This window comes from Paraburkholderia sp. TE9906, assembly GCF_056279605.1.
The window spans coordinates 407226-429382 of the sequence record NZ_JBWCCT010000006.1 but is presented as its reverse complement, the minus strand read 5'-3'; the positions used below and the strand labels follow the sequence as shown (position 1 = coordinate 429382).

Below are 22157 nucleotides of genomic sequence, written 5' to 3'. Positions count from 1 at the left end.
GCGGCTCATCTTGCGGGAGCCATCGCCTCCTGAGCGGCGGGCTGAGCGTCGTCCCGAGCGTCGTGAGACATGCCCGCGAGATCGGCGCCGGCCTCCCAGCCGCCGCCGAGCGCTTTCACCAGCGCAACCGACAAGGTCATCTGCTGGCCGTGAATCTGCACGTCCTGGCGCTCGCTGTTCAGCAGCGACTGCTGCGCGGTGATCACGTCGAGATACGCCACGAGGCCGCCCGAATAGCGGTCGGTGGCAAGCGACAACAGGCGCTGCGCATCGCCCACCGCTTCGTGCGACTGCTTCGCCGCGCCGTCCAGCACCGATAGCCCCGTGATGCCGTCCTGCACCTGCTGGAACGCGTCGAGCACGGTCTGCCGGTAGGTGGCCTCGGTGGCCTGATAGCCTTCGCTCGCGAACTTGACGTTGGCCGCGCGGCGGCCGCCGTCGAACAGCACCTGGCCGACCGTCGCGCCGAGCGTCCACATCAGCGTGGGCGCGCTCAGCAAGCTGGCGAACTGCGTGCTCTCCCAGCCGATGCCCGGCGTCAGCGTCAGGCTCGGAAAGAACGCCGCCTTGGCGACGCCGATCTGCGCGTTGGCCGCCGCCATCGCGCGTTCCGCCGAGGCGATGTCCGGGCGGCGTTGCAGCACGTCGCTCGGTACGCCGAGCGGGATTGCGGGCGCCTTCGCGTCGAGCACCTTCGGTTCGATCGCGAACTGCGGGGCCGGCACGCCGACCAGCGCGGCGATTGCATGTTCGAACTGCGCGCGCTGATTCAGCAGCAGTTGCGCCTGTACCTGCGTCGAGTCGAGCAGCGACTTCTGCTGCAGCACTTCGAGGCCCGACACTGAACCGAGGTCGTGCTCGGACGTGACGTAGTCGAGCGCCTTCTGCTGCAGCTTCACCGACTGGTTCAGCACGTCGATCTCGGCATCGAGCTCGCGCAGCGAGAAATAGTCAGTGGCGAGGTCGGTGGTGAGCACGAGCCGCGCATTCGCCAGATCATCCGCCGATTGCTCCGCCGAAGCCGTGGCGCCTTCCACTTCGCGACGTATCCGGCCGAATAGATCGGTGTCGTAGTTGATCGTCGGCCCGAGTTGCACACTGTTCTGCACGGTCGATTGAGTCGGCGTCGCGTAGTTGGTCAGCGGCCGGTTCTGCGAAATCCTGAAGCGCGAAGCCGTTGCGCCGAAATCCACTTCCGGCACGCGTTGCGCGCTGGTATTCGCGAGCGTCGCGCGAGCCTGCTCGTAGTGCGCGCTCGCCGCGACCAGCGTCTGGTTCTGCGCGAGCGCCTGGGTTTCGAGCGTCGCCAGCATCGGATCGCCGAATGCACTCCACCAGTCCGGCGAAATCGGCGCATGCGACGGCGCGGCCACGCGCCAGTACGAATCGGTGTGCCAGGTCGGCGGCACCTCGGCTTGCGGGCGCTGATAGTCCGGGCCGACCGTGCACGCGGCCAACAACGTGACACCCGCTACGCTCGCAATAGCGGTGAGCGCCCGGCACGGACCCGCGAACCTCACGACGCCTCCTTGCCGCTCTTCTGCGGCTGCGTGACCTGCACGTGATCGCCGTCCGCGATCGAATCGCTCGGGTTGATGATGATCCTGTCATCCAGCCCGATGCCGCTTTCGATTTCGAGCGTCTGCCCGAGGTCGCGCGCGATCACGACCTTGCGCAGTTCGACGTTGCCCTTTGCATCGACCACCGCGATGCGCGGACCTTCCGCGCGAAACAGCAGCGCGTTGCCCGGCACCGACAGTTCCGCATGCGCCGCCGCCGGCACCGCGACCTGCACGTATGCGCCGGGACGCAGCTTGTCGTCGGGATTGGGCAGCGTCACTTCGATCTGCAGCGAGCGGGTCGGCACGTCGATCGCGCCGGAAATATGCGTGACGGTGCCGTGAAACTGCTGGCCCGGCAATTCCGCCTGCGTGACCACCACCTTCTGCCCCACCGACACGTTCTGCGCGTACGCCTGCGGCAATTGCACATAGACGCGCAACGGGTCCGACTGCGCGAGTGCGAACAGCGCGCGGCTCGTGCCGCTGCCCGCGTCGATCAGATCGCCGACGTCGACATTGCGCTGCGTGACCACGCCCGCGAACGGCGCGACGATCCGCTTGAACGATTCGAGCTGCTGCAGGCGCTTGACGTTGGCATCGGCGGCGGCGAGGTTGGCGACGTCCTGCGTATAAGTGCTTTGCCGCTCGTCGAGTTCCTGCTGCGAAACCGCATCGCGTTGCCGCAGTTGCTGCCAGCGCTCCAGCGAGCTTTTCGCGAGACCGAGGCTCGAACTGGTTTGCTGACGCTGGGCTAAGGCCTGTGCGAGCTCCTGATCGATCTCGGGCGTATCGAGTTCGGCGAGCAGTTGACCCTGCTTCACGCGTGCGCCGATGTCGGCGTACCAGTGCAGCAGATAGCCGGTCGAGCGCGCGTAGATCGGCGACTCGACATAGCCGCGCAAGGTGCCCGGCAAGAGCGTGTTGCCGCCGCCCTCGGTCTGCTTCGGGCTCACCACGTCCACGTACTGAATGGCGTTCTGCTGCGTGGTCGCCTCGACGGAGCGGTTTTGCAGCCCGTTCGCGATCACGGTGCGCAAGGCGCCCAGCGCGAGCAGCGCCAGCACGATCCAGAGCGCGACCTTCGCGCGCTTCCATTCACGGTGGCGCGGCGGCAGCGCGTGCCCTCCTTCGGTTTCTCGCGAGGGGATCGCCAGCGATGCATGTGTTTTTTCGGTCATCTCAGTCAGCCATCTCAGTCAGCCGTCATTTAACTTGATGCGGGCCGGGGAGCACCGCCGTGGTCCGGCGCGGGGCCGTCGGGGTGGTCGTTGCCGTTGCCGCTATTGCCGTTCTTACCCTGGTCGCTCTGGTCGCCTTCGTCGCCGTTGTCGCCGCCATGACCCGCTTGATCCCCGTCGTCGTTGTGATGACGGCGCGCGAGGCGGGTATGGATGCCCGCGAACACGACCGGCACGAAGAACAGCGTGGACACCGTCGCGAACAGCAGGCCGCCGATCACCGCGCGGCCGAGCGGCGCATTCTGCTCGGCGCCTTCGCCGAGACCGAGCGCCATTGGGATCATGCCGATGATCATCGCGAACGCGGTCATCAGCACCGGGCGAATCCGGCTCGCGCCGGCTTCGAGCGCGGCCGTGAGCGGCGGCGCACCGGCGGTGAGGCGCTGACGCGCGAAGGCGACCATCAGAATACTGTTGGCGGTGGCCACCCCCATCGTCATGATCGCGCCGGTCAACGCCGGCACGCTCAGATGCGTGCCAGTCAGAAACAGCATCCACACGATGCCCGCGAGCGCCGCCGGCAATGCGCTGACGATGATCAGCGGATCGACCCACGACTGGAAATTCACCACGATCAGCAGATACACCAGCACGATCGCCACCGCCACGCCCAGGCCGAGGCCGAAGAACGAGCTGCGCATGGTCTGCACCTGGCCGCGCACGACAATCTGACTGCCGCGCGGCAGCGACGCCCGCACGTTATTGACGAGCTTGTCGACCTGATTGGCCACGCTGCCCAGATCGCGCTTCTCGACGCTCACGTACAGGTCGATCACCGGCCTGATGTTGTAGTGCGAGACCTCCGCGAACTGGTTTTGCGGCGAGACCCGCACCAGGTTGCCGAGCAGCTGCGTGGGCCCGGTGGCCGAACCCGACACCGGGGTACGCAACATTTCGTCCATCGACGACACCTGATACTGCGGCGTCTGCACCGCCACCTTGTACTCGACGCCGTTCTTGTTGTTGATCCAGAATCCCGGCGACGTTTGCGAACTGCCCGATAACGAAATGAGCACGTTCTGCGCGACATCGTTCGCACTGAGATTGAGCTGCTGCAAACGCGTGCGATCCATGTCGAGATTGATCACCGGCTCGTCCAGTTTTTGCTGGATATGCGTGTCGACCGTGCCCGGAATCACCCGCACCTGCTTCAGCAACTTGCGCGCGACCTCCAGGTTGCCCTGCTGGTTCGCGCCGGAAATCTGCACGTCCACGGCGGCAGGCAAGCCGAAGTTGAGAATCTGCGTGACGATGTCGGCCGGCTGGAAGAAGAACTCCACGCCCGGAAAGCGCTGCGGCAGGATGGTGCGCAGCTTGTCCATGTACATCTGCGTCGGCTTGTGGTCTTCGTTCAGCGCGATCTGAACCTCGCCGTCGAACGTGCCGATCGTGGCCGCGTTGCTATACGACAGGTTGATACCGCTATACGGCAAACCGAGGTTGTCGAGAATCGTGCCGAGTTCTTTCGGCGGCACGACCTCGCGGATCACCTTCTCGACTTCGTCGGCCAGACGCGCGGTTTCCTCGATACGCGTGCCGGTCGGCGCACGGAAGTGCAGACGGATATCGCCCGCGTCGACAGTCGGGAAGAAGTCTTCGCCAAGCACGAAGACCAGACCCATCGAGACGATGCAGAAGCCGAGAAACACGCCGCCGAACCTGCCGCGGCGCACCAGCAGGCTGCTGAGAATCACGATGTACGCGGATCGCATACGCTCGAAACCGCTATCGAAACGCCGGTAAACGCGCGTGAACAGATTCGGCTTCGCATCGGCTTTCGGCTTGTGCGCGTGACCCATCAGCAGCATCGCGAGCGTCGGCACCAGCGTGCGCGACAGGATGTACGACGCGAGCATCGCGAACACCACCGCTTCGGCGAGCGGCACGAACAGATAGCGCGCGACGCCGGTCAGGAAGAACATCGGCACGAACACGATACAGATACACAGCGTCGAGACGAGCGCGGGAATCGCGATTTCGCCCGCACCGTCGAGAATCGCATCGTGCAGATTCGTGCCCATATGCAGATGCCGTTCGATGTTCTCGATCGTCACGGTCGCATCGTCGACGAGAATCCCGACCGCCAGCGCGAGGCCGCCGAGCGTCATGATGTTGATGGTCTGCCCGAGCGCATGCAGCACGATCAGCGACGACAGGATCGACAGCGGAATCGAGATTGCAATGATGCAGGTGCTGCGCCAGTTGCCGAGAAACAGCAGGATCATCGCGGCGGTTAGCGCGGCGGCGATCAGCGCTTCGCGCACCACGCCCTGCACGGCCGCTTTCACGAACACCGACTGATCGAACAGCGCCGTGATGCTCAGGTCCGGCGGCAACGCGGCACGCGCGCTCGGCAACAGCCCTTTCAACGTGTCGACGATCGACAGCGTCGAGGCGTTGCCGTTTTTCATCACCGACATCAGCACGCCGCGCCGTCCGTTCTGCCTCACGATGTTGGTTTGCGGCGAGTAGCCGTCGCGCACGTGCGCGACTTCACGCAGATAGGTCGTCGCGCCGTTGAGCGTGCGCACCGGAATATTGTTGAGCCCCTCGAGCGTGTCTGGCGAGCCGTTCATATTGACCGTGTATTCCTTCGGCCCGATCTTGGCCGTGCCGGTCGGCAGAATCAGGTTTTGCGCGTTGAATGCGTTGACCACGTCGGTCGGCGTCAGCCCCTTGGCCAGCAACGCGCGCGTGTCGAGGTCGACCGAAATCAGACGCGACTTGCCGCCGTACGGATACGGCACCGCCGCGCCCGGAATCGTCACGAGTTGCGGGCGCAGGAAGTTCAGCGCGGTGTCGTTGAGATCCTGCTCCGAGAGCTTCGGGCTCGACAGGCCGAGCTGGATCACCGGAATGCTGGAGGCCGAATAGCTGATCACCAGGGGCGCGGTCGCGCCCGGTGGCATCTGCTTGAGCTGCGCCTGTTCGACGGCCACGGTCTGCGCGATCGCGGTCTGGATGTTCGCGTTCGGCTGCAGGAACACCTTCAGGATCGAGATGCCCGCGAGCGATTGCGATTCGATGTGCTCGATGTCGTTGACCGTGGTGGTCAGACTGCGCTCGTTGACCGACGTGATGCGGTTGGCCATGTCCTCGGCTGACAAACCCGTATACGTCCAGATGATGCTGACCACCGGAATATTGATTTCCGGCAGCACGTCGACCGGCGTGGTGAACAGCACGAATGGCGTCGCCAGCAAGATCAGAATGGCCATCACGATGAACGTGTATGGCCGTTTAAGCGCTACGTTGACGATCCACATTGAAACGCGCCCGAGAAAATGCAGGTAAGAGATGGGTAAGTAGCGCGTATGCTAGATCGATAGCGCCAACGCCTGCATGGCGCGAAAATGGCACAAATGTCAGGAAGGAAAACGTAAGCCGATGCGGCGTTTCAAAACGCGCCGGCATTTGGCGACAAGCAAACGTTTGTTGAGAAAAGATGCGCCCTGTTGCCGGCACGTTGCGTCGCGCGATACGTGGCGGCAGCCGGAAATAATAGGAAACATGCTTTCAGATTGATTTGCGCAAAGCAAATACGTTGCGAGGCGCAACGCGCTTTGCACCACATGTCAGATGAAAAAAACCGGCCGCCCCTTTCGAGGTCGGCCGGTTTTCTTTCGACGCGCGCGATGGTGGTTCGTGACGGCTTACTTGGCGAACAGCGACGACATATCGGCAAACGCCTTGAACTCCAGCGCATTGCCCGACGGATCGAGAAAGAACATCGTCGCCTGCTCGCCGACTTCGCCCTTGAAGCGCACATGCGGCTCGATGATGAAGTCGATGCCCGCCCGCTTCAGTTTGTCGGCGGCGGCCTGCCATTGTTCCATCGACAGCACCGCGCCGAAGTGGCGCACCGGCACCGCATCGCCGTCGACCTTGCTGGTTTGACGGTGGCCGGTCTCTTCCGGTGCGAGGTGCGCGACGATCTGATGGCCGTAGAAGTTGAAATCGACCCACTCATCCGAGCTGCGGCCTTCGGGGCAGCCCAGCAGTTCGCCGTAGAACTCGCGGGCAGCGGCGATGCTGTGAACAGGAAACGCCAGATGGAACGGCGGCACAACGTTTTCGGCAACGCTCATGATGGACAACTCGCTGACTGGAAGTGGGGGTGGGTGTAATCGGCCTGGTGCCGCGCAGGCTGCACACGTGAGGCCAAACTCAGCGTCGATTTTAACCATGACCAAAAGTGGTGAAAAGCGATATATATTTGACCTGACCATCACCCATTTCGATTAATCGATCATGCTCAGCGAGCTCAAGACCTTCCTCGCCGTCAGCCAGTACGGCACGTTTTCCGGCGCGGGCGCGCGCATTGGCCTCACGCAATCGGCGGTCAGCGCGCAGATGCAGCGGCTCGAAGCGGAACTCGGCTTCGCGCTGTTCGACCGCACCGGCCGCTCCGCGACGCTCAACGACGCCGGCCGCGAAACGCTCGCGCTCGCCGAGGAAATGATGACGCTCTACGCGCGGCTCTCCGAACGCGGTGCGGTCGCGGCGGAAAGCGGCATGCTGCGGGTGGGCGCGATCGCGTCCGCGCAAGTGTCGTTTCTCACCGACGCGCTCGCCCGCTTTCGCGACGACCGGCCCGGCTGGCGGATTCGCGTGGTGCCGGGCGTGTCGCTGGGTCTGTTGGGACAGGTGGATTCCGGCGAACTCGATCTGGCCGTCATCATCAAGCCGCCGTTCGCGCTGCCGTCCGAACTCGAATGGCGCACGCTCGTCAGCGAGCCGTTCGTGCTGCTCGTGCCGAAAAAGCTCGCGCGCGGGACGCGTTCCTGGCGCGAGCTGCTCAGGAGCGAGCCGTTCATCCGCTATGACCGCACGTCGTTCGGCGGCCGGCTGGTCGAGCGTTTTTTGCGGCGCTCGCGGCTGAACGTGCGCGACGCGATCGAACTGGACGAATTACAGGCGATCGTGCAACTGGTCGCGCGTGGGATCGGCGTGGCGCTGCTTCCGAATACGGCGGGGCTCGGCAAGTGGCCCGCGAGCGTCGCCGCGCTCGAACTGGGCGACGCGACGTTCCAGCGCGAGATCGGGCTCGTGCAGCGGCCGCGGCATAGCCGGCAGGCGGTGGCGGATGTGTTGGCGGAGTGTGTTGGTGTGGCCGCTGGCGGGCGTAGGGTTTGATGCAGGGCCTGGCGTTGCCGATTGTCCTGTCGCGCGGACCTTCAACTGTATCTGTAAGACCTGCGCCAGCGCGCGCAGAATCATCGCTCGCCCATCAGCTCACACGTTGAATCGCGAACCCGATCCGCCTACGCGCCCCGCCCCGTGCGTCGCCGAACCCGCCCGTCACCGAGTGCCCGCCCATGATCGCCAGCCCCTTTCTCAGCGCCGATGTCCTGATCGCCTACAGCGCCTACTTCGTCGGCACCGCGAGCCCGGGGCCCAGCAATCTCGCGATCATGTCGCTGGCGATGAGCTCGGGCCGCCGCTCCGCGCTGACTTTCGCGCTCGGCGTGGTGTCGGGTTCGTTCTCGTGGGCGTTGCTGGCGTCGCTCGGCTTGTCGGCGGTGCTCGCCACTTACTCGGAATGTCTGACGGCGATCAGGATTGCCGGCGGCGTCTATCTGCTGTGGCTCGGCTTCAAGTCCGCGCGTTCCGCGTTCAGCGCCGGCAAATTGCCCGCCGCGGCCGCGCGGCCCGACGAGCCGCTCAAGCGCCTCTATCTGCGCGGCCTGCTGCTGCATCTCACCAATCCGAAGGCGGTGCTGGTCTGGCTGTCGATCGTTTCGCTGGCCATGTCGCCCGCGGGCGGAGCGTCGCACGTGATGCCGGTCGTGCTCGGCTGCATGGTGATCGGCGTCACGGTGTTCAGCAGCTACGCGGTGCTGTTCTCGACCGAGTCCGCCCGCCGCATTTACGCGGCGATCCGGCGCTGGCTCGATGGCTCGCTCGCCGTCATGTTCGCGATTGCGGGCATCAAGCTGCTGAGCTCGAAAAGCTAGCCGCCTTCGGCGCGCGCCGCCGCTCTGCGATACTGATGCCGTGAAAGACCGACGCGGACCAGTGAACACGATGAGCGGCAGCAACAGGATGAACCCGGCGGCACGACGCACGCCCTGGCAAAAGCGCTGGTATCGGGCGGGCGCGGCCGTGCTGATCGGCGCATTGATCGCGGCGGCGCTGATCTATACGAGCGCCGCCCCGCCCGATGACGCGCTCGCGCGCTACAGCGCCGTCGATCCGCGCTATCAGATCGAATTGCAGCGCATCGGCGGCAATGCGGCGGTGCTGATGGCACAGCTTCATCAATGGTTCGACGGCCTGTGGCACGGCAGAGCGCTCGCCGCAACGGTGGCGGCACTGGGCCTCGCGGCCGCCGGCGCCTGCGTTTTCATCGGCTATTTTTTCGACGACGACGCGCCGCCCCGCTAACGCCGACAGCCCCCTTCGCTACGACTCGTGCTTCACCTGCGCGTCCGGCTTCTCGACGCCCGCCGCGCGCAACGCCTCATGCAGCGTGGCGAAGATACAGCGCGCCTCGACGAGCGGCGTGATGCCATGCCGGTCCATGTCCGAGCGCAGATAACGGTTCACGCGCGCGAAGATCACTTCGATGCCGCCGCGCTTGAGCGCCTCGCACAGCTCGCCCACCGAACGCGCCGCCGAATAGTCGAGATCGGTGATCGCGCTCGCGTCGATCACGAACCAGCGCACCGCGGTCGGCGCCCCTTCGATCAGGCGGCGGGTATCGTCGACGAAGAAATGATCGTTCGCATAAAACAGGTCGGCGCCGAAGCGATAGACGATCAGCCCCGGCGCGGTCTGGATGCCGGGCGCGGCCGGCACCGGCACCCACATGCCGTCGTCGCCGGGCGCGAGGACCATCGTGTGCGGCCGGTAGCTGTGCCGCACGTGCCGCAGCAGCGATAGCGCCACCGCCACCAGGATGCCGTGCTCGACGCCGATCAGCACCACCGCCGCCGCGGTGAACACGGCCAGTGCGAATTCGCCGGGGCTTTCGCGGCGAATCGCGAACAGCGTCTTCAGATCGACCAGGCCGATCGCGATCGTGAACACGATGCTGGCGAGAATGCAGTGCGGCAGATATTGCAGGTAGCGGCTGAAAAACAGCAGCACCACGACCACCACCGCCGCGAACGCGAACTGCGCGAACTGGCTGCGCGTGCCGGCGCGATCGGCCATCGCGGTCTGGGTCGGACTGCCGTTGACCACGAACGCACCCGACACCGCCGCCGCCGCGTTGGCCGCGGCGATGCCGAGCAGATCGGCGTTGGTGTCGACGGATTCGTGATAGCGCTCGGCGAACACGCGGCTCGCGGCGGCGCTTTGCGCGACGATCATCACGAAGCAGGAGGCCGCGACCGGCACCAGATCGAGTAGCTGCTGCCACGTCACCGAAGGCAGGCGCAGTGGCGGCAGGCCGCCCGCCACGGGCCCGAGCACGGCGATGCCGCGGGCCGCGAAACCGTAGAGATCGCTTGCCGCGATACCCGCCGCCACGGCGATCAACGGCACCGGCAGGCGCGGCAGGAAGCGCTTGCACGCCAGAATCGCGGCGACCACCAGCAGCGAAATGGCGAGCGTCGGCGGATCGATGCGCGCCGACTCGCGCACGACGAGCGTCAGTTGATCGATGCTGCGCGCCGCGTGGCCCGGCACGCCGAGCATGTCGCCCAGCATCGCGATGCCGACCTGCACGCCGACCCCGGCGAGAAATCCGACCAGCACGGTGCGCGACAGGAAATCAGCGAGAAAGCCCAGTTTGAAAATCCGTGCGATCAGCAGCAACGCCGCGGTGAGCAGCGCGACCATCGCGGCGAGCGACGCGTAGTCGGCGCTGCCCGCGGGCGCCATGGTCGAGAGCCGGCTCGCGAAAATCGTCGCGGTGGCGGAATCGGCGGCCACGACCAGATGCCGCGACGCGCCGAAAAAGGCAAAGGCGACGAGCGGCAGAAAGACGGTGTAAAGCCCGGTAACGGCAGGCATGCCGGCAATGCGCGCGTAGCCGAGCACCTGCGGAATATCCATCGACGCGAGCTGCACGCCGGCCAGCGCATCGCGCGCCGCCGCGGCACGGCTCAGAGGAAGCACGCCCTTCAGCACGCCGGCGCGCGCGGTGATATTCGCCAGAAAATCTCGCATACGCGATAGTGCCCCACACTTAGGTCATCGTGCATCGTGCCGCGACTCGGCACGCGAACGCAAGACCTGATGAGCAGGCGATCGCCGGCTGGAGAAAAAGCCGGGAGCGAATCAGCGCAAGGACCGCAAGCAGACAGCCGCAAGCCGGCATCGTCTGGCAAGACTGCTGCCAGCGCACCCGCTTCGGCAACGGCAGGGCATTAACGCTTGAAGTGACCTGTTTGCGGATCCACATGCCGCGCAAAACCAAACAGCGCGACGATGCAGATTGGACAGGCGAGCAGAACAACGGCCAACATCACACACCCCGTAACAAATTGTTACTGGTGAGTTTAAGCGATCTGCATGGAAATTGAATGCGGGAAACCGCAAAGCACTGTTGCCAAGAATTACAACTATTTTTGACAAATGCTCGAAGCGGGGACTGCGCGGACACGCGAAAAAACGCCGGAAAAACGCTGATTTTCTACAGAGAGAGGGGCACGGCGGCTTTAGAACGGCTCGCCAGATTGGCGGCCGCACCGGCAGTCTCCTGGCGGGGATTAGCTGAGCGCTTCCAGGGATTCCGGGGCCGGGGCATCAGCCGCCGCCATGGTCCGCGTCTTTCGCTCTCGCTGTTCGCCCGCCAAGCACGAGTGCGCAAATTTTGGTTCGGCAACCTCAGCCTCGAACCCGCCCTGACGAACACCGCTTGCCGCCTGGCACCCGTCCATCCGGCCGCATCGTCGGTCTCCCTTATAATCCGGCATGACCCGAATCCCCCCGCACACGCCCTCGCAGGCGCCCACCCTGCGCCGCCGCACCGCCCACCGCTCCCCGGCGGTCGCATGAAAACGCCGAAACGTCTACTCCCGCTGGTCGAAGAAGGCCTGATCGACGAAGTCATCTCGCAGTTGATGAGCGGCAAGGAAGCCACCGTCTACGTGGTGCGCAGCGGCGATTCCACCCGTTGCGCGAAGGTTTACAAGGACGCGAAACAGCGCAGTTTCCGCCAGGCCGCATCCTATCGCGAAGGCCGCAAGGTCAAGAACAGCCGTGAGCAGCGCGCGATGGAAAAAGGCAGCCGCTACGGCCGCGAAGTGCAGGAACAGGCGTGGCAGAACGCCGAAGTCGACGCGCTGTTCCAACTCGCTAACGCGGGCGTGCGTGTGCCGCAGCCCTTCATCTGCACCGACGGCGTGCTGCTGATGGAACTGGTGACGGACGCCGACGGCAACGTCGCGCCGCGTCTGAATGACGTGGATCTGAGCGAAGCACGCGCACTCGAATTGCACGCGCAGCTGCTCAAGGAAGTGGTGCGGATGCTGTGCGCGGGCATGATTCACGGCGACCTGTCCGAGTACAACATTCTGCTGGCCGCCGACGGCCCGGTGATCATCGACCTGCCGCAAGCGGTGAATGCCGCGGGCAATCTCGACGCGCCCGCGATGCTGGAGCGCGACGTCGACAACCTGGCCGCGTATTTCGGCCGCTTCGCGCCGGCGCTGCTCGAGGCCGGCTACGGCAAGGAAATCTGGGCGCTGTACGAAGCGGGCGCGTTGCACGTCGATACGACATTGACCGGTCATGTCGAACAGGACACGACGCCGGTCGATCTGGAAGCCGTGCTGCAGGAACTCGAAGATACGCGGCTCGATGAAGAGGCGCGGCTGCGCTACGAAGAGTCGCTGCGCAGCGGGACGTGACGCGCGCAAGCCGCTTCTGCCGTACATCAGGACGCGTCAAGGCCGCAACGTGAAGCGCCCCCGAAGCGCCCGTGAGCCGCACACGAGCGGCCCCACGAGGCAAACACGCTACGAAACGCGACCCGCTCGCTCCGCCTTCACCGAAGCCCCCGCCCCCGGCGCCCGCCCCATCGACTCCCGCATCGTCACGCTCACCGGAAACTCGCGAAATATCTCCCACGTGGTCCGGTAGCACTGGTTGACGAGCCAGCGCACCGCGTTCTGCGTCAGTTCCGCGGTCGGGATGTGCACCGACGTCAGCCCAGGCGCCGCGTAAGCGGCCGAGTAATCGTCGTCGTAGCCGATCACCGACATCTCGTCCGGCACGGCAATGCCCGCCTGGTGCAGGCGCGCGAGCGCACTCACCGCCATCGTGTCGTTCGCGCAAAAGAGGCCCGTCACGCGCCGCTTCGAATCGAGCACCTTCTGCGTGGCCGCGTAGCCGCCCTCCGGCGAGAAGTCCGATTCGATCAGCGTGACGTCGTCTCGCGCAATGCCGTCACGCGCCAGTTCGGCGAAGAAGCCTTCGAGCCGCGCCTGATTGTCCGACGCGCTGAACGGCCCCGAAATCACCGCGATGTCCCGGTGTCCGTAGTCGAGCAGCGTGCGCGCCGCCAGTTCGCCGCCGCGCCGGTGATCGGCGCAAAACGACGCTTCAGGCAACTGGTCGAACGCCCGGTTGAGGAACACCATCTTTGGATGCATGCGATGCAGCATGTTCAGGTCGTCGTCGTGCAGATCGTGGCTGATCACCACCACGCCGTCGCAATCGCGGCCAATCAGAAAACGCACTGCCTCGATCGCCTGCTCGCGCGGCGACACTTCCCCGCAACCGGTCGCCACCACGACGTGACGGCGCACCGCGCGCAGTTCGGCGTCAGTCTGTTTGAGAATCGTGCCGTAGTAAGAGCCGAAGAAGGTCGGCACGAAAATGCCGATCATGCCGAGCGACTGCGTCGCCATCGCGCGGCCGATCGACGACGGACGGAAGTTCAGCGCTTCGATCGCCGCCTGCACGCGAGCAGCGGCATCGGCCGAGATCGGCCCTTTACCGGAAATGGCGCGCGACGCAGTCGACATGCCCACGCCGGCCAGTGCCGCGACATCCTTGAGAGTAGCCACGCGGATCTCCGTCAAACCATGTTGATTCCAACGACACCTTCGCCGGCGCTACAGCCGCGCGCCGCCCGCGTCGTCGAACAGCGAGACATGCGCGGCGTCGAACGAGAACGCCACGCTGTCTCCTGGCGCGACCGGTGTCTTGCTCTGGTCGATCGATGCGACCTGCTCGCCATGATAGTCGAGCCAGATGACCCGGTGGTTGCCCATCGGCTCGACCAGCGTAACTTTTGCACGCTCGGGGAGCCCCTCGCCCACCCGCACGTCTTCGGCGCGCACACCGAGCACACACGGCTGCCCTTGCTGCGGCGCGCTCTTGAACGCATAGGCCGACACGTCGAGCCGCCAGTGCGCGCCGCAAAACCCGATCGACCCTTCGCGCGACTCCAGCGTGCCCTTGAGCAGATTCATCGCGGGCGAACCGAGAAAGGTCGCGACGAACAGATTGTCGGGGCGCGCGTAGACTTCGGCGGGCGTGCCGAACTGCTGGATCACGCCGCCGCGCATCACCGCCATGCGGGTGGCGAGCGTCATCGCTTCGACCTGATCGTGCGTCACGTAGATCATCGTCGCGCCGAGGCGCTGATGCAGTTGCTTGAGTTCGCGGCGCAATTCGGTGCGCAGTTTGGCGTCGAGATTCGACAGGGGTTCGTCGAACAGGAACACGTCGGCTTCACGCACGATCGCCCGGCCGATCGCCACGCGCTGCCGTTGCCCGCCCGAGAGTTGCGCCGGTTTGCGCTTGAGCAGCGGGCCGAGCTGCAGCATCTCGGAGGCGCGCGCCACGCGCCGCGCGATCTCCGCCTTCGGCGTGCCGTTGATGCGCAGTGCGAACGACAGATTTCGCTCGACGCTCATGGTCGGATACAGCGCATACGACTGGAACACCAGCGCGATGCGGCGGTCTTTCGGATCGGCCCAGGTCATGTCTTCGCCCGCGATCTCGATACTGCCGTCGCTCACGTCGATCAGCCCGGCAATGCTATGCAGCAAGGTGGATTTGCCGCAGCCCGAGGGCCCGAGCAGCACGACGAACTCGCCGGCGCGCACGTCGAGATCGAGACTCTCGATCACGGTGTTCGCGCCGAGGCGAATGGTCAGATTGCGCACCGCGACGTTGGCCGGGTTCGTGAGGCCCGCCGCGTCCGCGACGCCGGGCACGCTTGCCGCGTCGGCACCCGCCTCGTTTGCCGCATTCCCCAACGGATTGCCCAGTGCGTGGCCTACCGCATTGCCCACATCAGCCGCGTTTGTCATGCCCTTGCCCTATCCCTTGACCGCGCCCGACGCAATGCCGCGCACGAACCAGCGACCCGAAATGAAGTAGACCGCGAGCGGCACCATCGACGTCAGAATGGTCGCCGCCATGTTGACGTTATAGAGGCGCTCGCCGGTCGTCGTATTGATGATGTTGTTCAACTGCACCGTCATCGGCAGGTTTTTGGTGCCCGCGAACACGAGGCCGAGAATGAAGTCGTTCCAGATGCCCGTCACCTGCATGATGACCGCGACCACGATGATCGGCGTCGACATCGGCAGCATCAGCTGCACGAAGATGCGCCAGAAGCCGCCGCCGTCGACGCGCGCCGCCTTGAACAGCTCCTGCGGAATCGACACGTAGTAGTTGCGGAACAGCAGCGTCATCACCGGCATGCCGAAGATCGTGTGAATCACGACGATGCCCGGCAGCGAGCTGAACAGATGCACGCTCGCCAGCACGCGCACGAGCGGATAGACCATCACCTGCACCGGAATGAACGCGCCCATCAGCAGCACGCCGAACAGCAGGCCCGCGCCGCGCGGGCGCCAGAACGACAGGGCGTAGCCGTTCACCGCGCCGACCGCGATCGACAGCACTGTGCTCGGCACGACGATGCGCACCGAGTTCCAGAAGCCGACCCGGATGCCGTTGCAATCGAGCCCGGTACACGCGGACTGCCACGCGGCGCTCCATGCGTCGAGCGTGAAATGCGCGGGAAATGCCAGCAGATTGCCGAGCCGGATCTCGCTCATCGGCTTGACCGAGGTGACAAGCATCACGTAGAGCGGCAGCAAAAAGAACAGCGCCGCGCTCAGCAGGAACGCGTAGACGCCGAGACGCGCGGGCGTGAATGCCGTGCGCCGCCGTTTGTGCGCCCGGCTCGGCGTGCCGCTTTTCAGCGGCGAACTGAGCGTGTTCATTACACCTCCTTGCGCAGCGCCGCGCGGCCGCGGGCATAGAAGAACGGCGCGAGAATCGCGAGCACCGTCGCCAGCAAGACGATCGAAGCCGCCGACGCGAGACCGATATTGGCACGCCCGAACAGATAATCCATGATGAACTTGGCCGGCACTTCGCTCGCGGTGCCGGGGCCGCCTTGCGTCATCGCGACCACCGCATCGTAGAGCTTCACGACCATCACGAACAGCAGCACGAAGGCGGTGGAGATCGACGGCCCGAGCATCGGCACGACGATGCTCGCATACACGCGCCAGCGCGGAATGCCGTCGATGCGTGCGGCTTTCCACAATTCGTCGTCGATGCCGCGCAAGCCCGCGAGCAGCAGCGCCATCACCAGACCCGAGGCCTGCCACACCGTCGCGATGACAATGGTGTAGATCACCCAATCCTGATCGACGATCCAGTCGAAGCGCGCATGCGCGAAGCCGAGCTTGTGCAGCACGGCCTGCGCGCCCAACTCCGGATTGAGGATCCATTGCCACACGAGCCCGGTCGCGACAAACGACATCGCATACGGATACAGAAACACCGTGCGCAGCGCGCCTTCCGCCACCACGCGCTGATCGATGAAGATCGCCAGCAGCAGACCGATCACCATGCACGCGACGATGAAGCACGCGCCGTAGACCACGATGTTCTGCAGCGACTGCAGCCAGCGGTCGTTATGAAAAAGCCGCACGTATTGCGTGAAGCCCACGAGCGTGTCGGAAGGAAACGTGCGCGAATTGCTGAGCGACACGCGCGCGGTCCAGACCATCGTGCCGAGATACGCGAACACGACGGTCAGGATCATCGGCAGCAGCGCGAGCCACGCCGCGATGGAAAACCGCTTCTTCAGCGGCTTGTGACGCGGCTTCCGGCGAGGCCCGTTGCGGGGCGGCTCGCCGGACCCGGAGCCGTTGGCCGGCAGCTTGAGCGCGTGCATCGCCGCCCGCCTAGCTCTTCAACGCGCTGGCAAACGCTTTCTGCGCGTCGTCGACCGACTGGTTCTTGTTCCAGAAGTTGGTGACGACGTCGATCAGCGCACCCTGCGTGTCGGGCGAGATCAGCATTTCCGCATTCGGCAGCTGGCGCGACTTGTCCTTCATGATCGCGATGCCCTCCTTCGCGCAGATGTCGAGACTGCTGGCGTCCACGTCGGGACGAATCGGAATCGAGCCCTTCTTCGCGCTGAACGCGACCTGCGCGGACGGCGAGGTCATCACCGTGGCGAGCAGATTCTGCGCCTTGATCGTCGAAGGGTTGTCGGTCTTCGGGAACACGAACACGTCGCCCGTCACCAGATACGGCGAATGCGGACCGAAGCCGGGGAAGCAGCCGAAGTCCTTGCCCGCGCTCTGATTGGCCGCCGAGAACTCGCCCTTGGCCCAATCGCCCATGATCTGCACGCCCGCTTTGCCGGTAATCACCAGCGCGGTTGCGTCGTTCCAGTTGCGGCCTGGCGAACCCGGATCGACAAAATCGTGCAGACGCTTGAACGACGCGAGCACCTTCTTGAAGGCGTCCGAATTCACCGCCTTCATATCGCGGTCGCGGTACACCTTCATATACAGATCGGTGCCGCCCACTTCGGCGAGCACCGCGTCGAACGTGATCTTCTCCTGCCACGGCTGGCCGCCGAGCGCGAGCGGAATCACGCCCGCGGCCTTCAGCTTGCCGAGATCGGCGATGAACTCGTCGTAGGTCTGCGGCTCGGCGGTGATGCCGGCCTTCTGGAACACCGGCTTCGAATAGAAGAACCAGGCGAGCATGTGGATGTCGACCGGCGCCGCGTAGTAATGGCCCTTTATCCTGATGCTGTCGACGATCGACGGCGGGAGCATGGTGCTCCAGTTCTCTTTCGCGGCGACCTCGTCGATGTTGTTCAGCAGGCCCTGATCGATCAGGTCGTGAAACTGCTTCGACGTATTGAATTGCGCAGCCGTGGGTGGATCGCCGCCGACGATCCGGTTAATCGCGGTGGAGCGCGCCTGATCGGCGCCCGCGACCGCATTGTCGACCCACTGACCGCCTGCCTTGTTGTACGCATCGGCAAACTGGCGAATCGCGGCCGATTCGCCGCCCGAGGTCCACCAGTGAATCACGTTGGCCTTCAGAGGCTCCGCCTGCGCGACGACGCCATACAACGCCAGTGCCGCAACCACGCCTCGCAAGACCAATTTTTTGCTGTTCATTCCGTCTCCTCCAGGCTTTGCGCCCGTGTTTCAAGTCGACATGCCAACCAGCTCTACCTGCTGCTCCGTCAATCGTTACGTCCTCGCTCCCCGCTCCTTCAAAAACTTCGCGACCAGCTCCGCGCTGCGTTTGAGCGTGCGCTTCTGCGTCGCGTAATCGACATGCACGATGCCGAAGCGCCGCTCGTAGCCGAACGCCCACTCGAAGTTGTCCATCAGCGACCAGAGGAAATAGCCGCGAATCTCGACACCGGCCTTGATCGCCTCGTCGACCGCGGCGAGATGGCGCTTCAGAAACGAGATGCGCTGGCTGTCGTCCACCTTGCCGTCGATCACCTGATCGTCCGAGGCCATGCCGTTTTCGGTGATATAGATGGGCGGCAGGTTGGCGTAAGTCCCCTTGAAACCGGTCAGCAGGTCGCGCAAGCCGTCGGGATGCACTTCCCAGCCCATCTGCGTGCGCTCGACGCCTTCGAGCGGCACTTCCCTGAAACCGTGCGCGCCGTCGCTCGCGACGTTCGTGCGGAAATAATAGTTGATGCCGAGGAAATCGAGCGGCGCGGAAATCGTTTTCATGTCGCCGTCGAGCACGAGCGGCTCCGTGCCCGGCCACAATTCGAACAGGTCTTGTGGATATTCGCCCTTGAGCAGCGGGTCGAGAATCCACGCGTTGTGCTGGACTTCGAACAGATGCGCGGCGCGCTGGTCGGCCGCGCTGTCGCTATTGGCCGTGCCGCGGCCGATGTTGGCGACGATGCCCTTTTGCGAGCGCGGATCGTTGGCCCTCAGCACCGGCACGGCGAGACCGTGCGCGAGCAGCAGATGATGCATCGCCTGCGTCGCGAAGCGGCCGTTGGCGAGGCCCGGCGCATGATGGCCGTTGCCGTAGCCGAGATACGCGGAGCACCACGGCTCGTTGAGCGTTCCCCATGCATCGACCGAGCCGGCCAGTTCACGGCTCATCAGGTCGGCGTAGTCGGCAAAACGGTACGCGGTGTCGCGATTGAGCCAGCCGCCGCGATCTTCCAGATGCTGCGGCAAGTCCCAGTGATACAGCGTGACGAAGGTCGAGATGCCCTTCTCTTTCAGACGCGCGAGCAGGCGCTTGTAGAAGTCGATGCCCTTGCGGTTCGGCGCGCCCGCCGCGTCCATCACGCGCGGCCATGCGATCGATAGCCGATAGGCTTCGAGACCGAGCCCCGCCAGCAGGTCCACGTCCGCTTCCCAGCGATGGTAGTGATCGCAGGCCACGGCGCCCGTGTCGCCGGCCAGCACCTTGCCGGGCGTCGCCGAGAAGGTGTCCCAGATCGACGGCAGGCGGCCGTCTTCATGGATCGCGCCTTCGATCTGATACGACGCGGTGGCCGCGCCGAGCAGGAAGTTCTTGCGCCACAGCGACGAATCCGCGGGCGGCGTGAAAGGATCGGCGAGCGAATGGGGGGAGATCGGATCCAGTACTGCGGATGGGTCGTTTGCCATGGATTCTCCTGCGCTGAGGTCGTTGAACCGGGTGTGGCGGAGCCGTCGTTCGACCCATGTAAATGCTTGGGTGGAAGCGCTTCCACACTGACCAGCGAACGATAGCAGCGGCGGATTCACCGCAGCAATCAGGGTTTGTCTGGAGCGGGGCCGGCGTCTGGGTTCATGGGGTTCTGAAGCGTGTTCACTCGCGTCTGAACTCGGGCAGCGCAAGCTGTGCATAGCTTACGGTCCGATGGTTCGGAGCGCCGAGGGTTGGGATGGTTGAACGCCCTTCTTTTCATCGTTCAGTGACGACCGGAGGCATGCTCCTTGCAGATGGACGGGCAATTGCCATCGATAGATCGCCGCAGAATTTGGAAACGCGTCGGACTGTATGGTTTTGGGTTCAGGCTGATGGCTCTTACTACTCGCGGAACCGCGAAAAACCTGGCCGCATTGTCGTCTCGAGTAAAAGCATTTCAAGTGCAGGAATTTCGGGAACTACCGATTCAATCGCATTGCATAAAGCGATGATGTGAGACGGCAGTATCTGCGTCTCTTTTCGCATTTTTCCATATTGCCTGCATGTTCCTGATTCGCGGTTTCGGCCGGGTTTCAGCCGCGTTTCAGCCGCGTTTCAGCCGGCCATTACATCAAAAGCATCAAGAGGCAACGTGATACGATTTCCCGTCTCAATCGCTGCGTCTCGCCCAAAATCCATGCGCAAACTCGCCCGTCTGCTTTTCTTGCTCATAATCGCATCCCCGCTCCCGGTCCTGGCGCAAGGCATCAGCAATCCAGACTACGATCAATGCATCCTGCAATCGCTGAGAGATAGTCAAAGCACCATAGCGGCAAACGAGATCAGACGCTCGTGCGAAGCGCTTTACAGAAACGGCGCGCTGCTATTGCCTCGGGAACGGTCGTATCACGTGTGTGTCCTGCAGAATTTGCAGAGTGTGAGAGGCCAATTTGCGATTCAACAGATCCTGCGGGCATGCCAGCGCAAGAATCAGATGTAAGCCATAGTTCGTTACTCAGTAAGCCAACCCATCCGCGCGACGAGCGCGCTGGCCGCGCACGATTGGGATGCGAACGGCGAATGACCGTGCGGGGCGCCGCTGGTCCGTTGCATAGGCGCAGGTAGAATCGTCGATAGTCTTCGAGCAGGCATTCAACTAAGCAGGAGGTCGAACCGATCCCTCATGAACAAAAGCCCCATGAAGCTCTATTTCAGCCGCAACTACAACCCGCGCCTCGCCGTTGCCGTGGCGCGCTATCTGAACTCACCGGTCGAGTTCGAATTCGCGTCCCCCTTCTCCCCGGACGAGAGCGAGAAGTTTCTCAAGCTCAATCCAAACCAGGGCCTTCCCATTCTGGTCGAGGGGGAAACGACGCTGTGGGAAGCGGACGCGATCGCCTGCCGGCTCTCGCGCCTCGCCAGGTCCGACTTCTGGCCGACAGGCGACGCCATGCCGGACCTCATCCGCTGGATCAGCTGGGGCTACTGGAATTTCGTGCGTGCCTGCGATCAGGTTCATTTCGAACGGGTGACCAAACAGCGTTACGGCCTCGGTCCGGTGAGGCGCGAGGTCGTCGAGGAGGGCTTGAGCCAGTTCGCGTCCTCCGCCGCGATTCTGGAGCAGCATCTCGCGCACAGGGATTGGCTTGTCGGCGGCGAGCCCACCTACGCCGATTTTCGCGTCGCCTGTGTGTTGCCGTTCGCCGAACTCGCCGGCCTGCCGCTCGCCGATTTCTCGCGCGTCGAAGCCTGGCATGCGCGGCTCATGGAAATCCCCGCCTGGCGGGATCCATTCGCAGGGCTCGACGCGCCTGAACTGCCCCCGGTAAGAGCGCAAGCGAGATGACTCCCGGCGGCGTCCGTCATGGCGACGCCGCGCCCGCACAACACGACCTCGACGACTCGCGCTTGAGGGTTTTCCTTAGTCTCAGGCACGGCAACATGCTAATGGTTGGCCGTCGATGGACATGCTAGGATTTCTTCAAACAACTCCGGAAACTGCTATGCCGTTCATCTGCGAAAACGTTGAATGTCGTGCCGTGCTGGCTCGTGGGCAAGTCAGATCCACTCACGAGGACGAGAGGTGGTACTTCTACTGCCCGGACTGCAAAGCCAGGAACGAGTTGAAAAATATCGGCATACCTGGCGGTCCTGTCGAGTTGGTTCAGCCGGAAAGATCCGACCTTCCGCATAAGGTCATAGCGACTGCCCGGCCATTGGAAGACGGCAGGTACGCAGCGCAATTGCGCGTTCAAAGGGCGCTCAGTATGAAAGGCGTTTTCGCGGCCGAAGAGCACTGGGAGCAGCTCGGTGTCTTCCTCGACGCGCAAGAGGCCGTCGCGCATGCGAAGTCCAAGGCAGCAGACTTGCTGGAGCGAAAGGCCTAGTCTCGCGTGGCGCGTTTCATTGCGCCGCAGGAATCAATGCGCGGATCTTTACGGCCCATCACCGTGGATCCGCGTGACGGCGTCGTGCTGTACGGTGCGCATGCCGTGCAGAAACGATTCAGCTTTCCGTA

Annotated in this window: 19 protein-coding genes; 8 read left to right on the top strand and 11 right to left on the bottom strand. The window is 64.2% G+C overall.

All coding sequences use genetic code 11. From position 1 onward, the window contains the following. Window positions 1–5: 5 nt before the first annotated feature. The 4 genes from ACZ9H4_RS18825 to ACZ9H4_RS18810 all read right to left on the bottom strand — a co-directional run bounded on the left by ACZ9H4_RS18825 (window position 6) and on the right by ACZ9H4_RS18810 (window position 6888). Window positions 6–1520: an efflux transporter outer membrane subunit gene (locus ACZ9H4_RS18825; protein ID WP_476120213.1), complete on the bottom strand. Its 1515-nt coding sequence runs from the start codon at window positions 1518–1520 to the stop codon at window positions 6–8. After that, on the bottom strand, window positions 1517–2740 hold the full coding sequence (locus ACZ9H4_RS18820) for an efflux RND transporter periplasmic adaptor subunit (RefSeq protein ID WP_408324028.1): 1224 nt from the start codon (window positions 2738–2740) through the stop codon (window positions 1517–1519). The genes ACZ9H4_RS18825 and ACZ9H4_RS18820 overlap by 4 nt, the downstream gene beginning before the upstream one ends. Window positions 2741–2769: 29 nt before the next feature. Then, on the bottom strand, window positions 2770–6066 hold the full coding sequence (locus tag ACZ9H4_RS18815) for an efflux RND transporter permease subunit (protein ID WP_476120211.1): 3297 nt from the start codon (window positions 6064–6066) through the stop codon (window positions 2770–2772). A gap of 387 nt (window positions 6067–6453) precedes the next feature. Further along, on the bottom strand, window positions 6454–6888 hold the full coding sequence (locus ACZ9H4_RS18810) for a VOC family protein (RefSeq protein WP_408142683.1): 435 nt from the start codon (window positions 6886–6888) through the stop codon (window positions 6454–6456). A 163-nt stretch (window positions 6889–7051) separates the two neighbouring features. On the opposite strand from ACZ9H4_RS18810, the gene ACZ9H4_RS18805 reads away from it, so the two are divergent. The 3 genes from ACZ9H4_RS18805 to ACZ9H4_RS18795 all read left to right on the top strand — a co-directional run bounded on the left by ACZ9H4_RS18805 (window position 7052) and on the right by ACZ9H4_RS18795 (window position 9187). Next, the gene (locus ACZ9H4_RS18805) at window positions 7052–7936 is read left to right on the top strand and encodes a LysR family transcriptional regulator (RefSeq protein ID WP_408142685.1); all 885 of its coding nucleotides are present in this window, start codon (window positions 7052–7054) and stop codon (window positions 7934–7936) included. A gap of 182 nt (window positions 7937–8118) precedes the next feature. After that, a complete protein-coding gene (locus ACZ9H4_RS18800) occupies window positions 8119–8757 on the top strand; it encodes a LysE family translocator (RefSeq protein WP_408324032.1) in 639 nt (212 codons plus the stop codon). 70 nt (window positions 8758–8827) lie between these two features. After that, a complete protein-coding gene (locus tag ACZ9H4_RS18795) occupies window positions 8828–9187 on the top strand; it encodes a hypothetical protein (protein WP_408142688.1) in 360 nt (119 codons plus the stop codon). An 18-nt stretch (window positions 9188–9205) separates the two neighbouring features. Here the strand turns inward: ACZ9H4_RS18795 and ACZ9H4_RS18790 are convergent, their stop codons facing one another. Beyond that, complete coding sequence (locus ACZ9H4_RS18790; protein ID WP_476120207.1) at window positions 9206–10918, bottom strand: SulP family inorganic anion transporter; 1713 nt, start codon at window positions 10916–10918, stop codon at window positions 9206–9208. A gap of 29 nt (window positions 10919–10947) precedes the next feature. On the opposite strand from ACZ9H4_RS18790, the gene ACZ9H4_RS18785 reads away from it, so the two are divergent. Further along, on the top strand, window positions 10948–11274 hold the full coding sequence (locus ACZ9H4_RS18785; protein ID WP_476120205.1) for a hypothetical protein: 327 nt from the start codon (window positions 10948–10950) through the stop codon (window positions 11272–11274). A gap of 471 nt (window positions 11275–11745) precedes the next feature. After that, on the top strand, window positions 11746–12603 hold the full coding sequence (locus ACZ9H4_RS18780; RefSeq protein ID WP_408142692.1) for a PA4780 family RIO1-like protein kinase: 858 nt from the start codon (window positions 11746–11748) through the stop codon (window positions 12601–12603). A gap of 108 nt (window positions 12604–12711) precedes the next feature. On the opposite strand, the gene ACZ9H4_RS18775 is transcribed toward ACZ9H4_RS18780, so the two are convergent. From ACZ9H4_RS18775 to ACZ9H4_RS18750, 6 genes are all read right to left on the bottom strand, one after another. After that, complete coding sequence (locus tag ACZ9H4_RS18775) at window positions 12712–13764, bottom strand: LacI family DNA-binding transcriptional regulator (RefSeq protein ID WP_408142694.1); 1053 nt, start codon at window positions 13762–13764, stop codon at window positions 12712–12714. A gap of 48 nt (window positions 13765–13812) precedes the next feature. Continuing rightward, complete coding sequence (locus ACZ9H4_RS18770; protein WP_476120203.1) at window positions 13813–15018, bottom strand: ABC transporter ATP-binding protein; 1206 nt, start codon at window positions 15016–15018, stop codon at window positions 13813–13815. Between the two features lie 9 nt (window positions 15019–15027). After that, on the bottom strand, window positions 15028–15942 hold the full coding sequence (locus ACZ9H4_RS18765; protein ID WP_408153125.1) for a carbohydrate ABC transporter permease: 915 nt from the start codon (window positions 15940–15942) through the stop codon (window positions 15028–15030). Further along, window positions 15942–16907: a carbohydrate ABC transporter permease gene (locus ACZ9H4_RS18760; protein ID WP_476120200.1), complete on the bottom strand. Its 966-nt coding sequence runs from the start codon at window positions 16905–16907 to the stop codon at window positions 15942–15944. Before ACZ9H4_RS18760 ends, ACZ9H4_RS18765 begins: the two co-directional genes overlap by 1 nt. 10 nt (window positions 16908–16917) lie before the next feature. Beyond that, window positions 16918–18156 (bottom strand): ABC transporter substrate-binding protein, encoded by a 1239-nt coding sequence (locus tag ACZ9H4_RS18755; protein ID WP_476120198.1) that lies wholly within the window; start codon window positions 18154–18156, stop codon window positions 16918–16920. Window positions 18157–18231: 75 nt separating this feature from the next. Then, window positions 18232–19635, bottom strand: coding sequence for a GH1 family beta-glucosidase (locus ACZ9H4_RS18750; RefSeq protein WP_408142704.1), 1404 nt, complete (start codon window positions 19633–19635; stop codon window positions 18232–18234). 701 nt (window positions 19636–20336) lie between these two features. Here ACZ9H4_RS18750 and ACZ9H4_RS18745 point away from each other — a divergent pair. From ACZ9H4_RS18745 to ACZ9H4_RS18735, 3 genes are all read left to right on the top strand, one after another. After that, a complete protein-coding gene (locus ACZ9H4_RS18745; protein WP_476120196.1) occupies window positions 20337–20639 on the top strand; it encodes a VF_A0006 family four-cysteine protein in 303 nt (100 codons plus the stop codon). A 198-nt stretch (window positions 20640–20837) separates the two neighbouring features. After that, window positions 20838–21485 (top strand): glutathione S-transferase family protein, encoded by a 648-nt coding sequence (locus tag ACZ9H4_RS18740; RefSeq protein ID WP_476120194.1) that lies wholly within the window; start codon window positions 20838–20840, stop codon window positions 21483–21485. 157 nt (window positions 21486–21642) lie between these two features. Beyond that, complete coding sequence (locus ACZ9H4_RS18735; protein ID WP_408153130.1) at window positions 21643–22026, top strand: hypothetical protein; 384 nt, start codon at window positions 21643–21645, stop codon at window positions 22024–22026. Window positions 22027–22157: the final 131 nt, after the last annotated feature.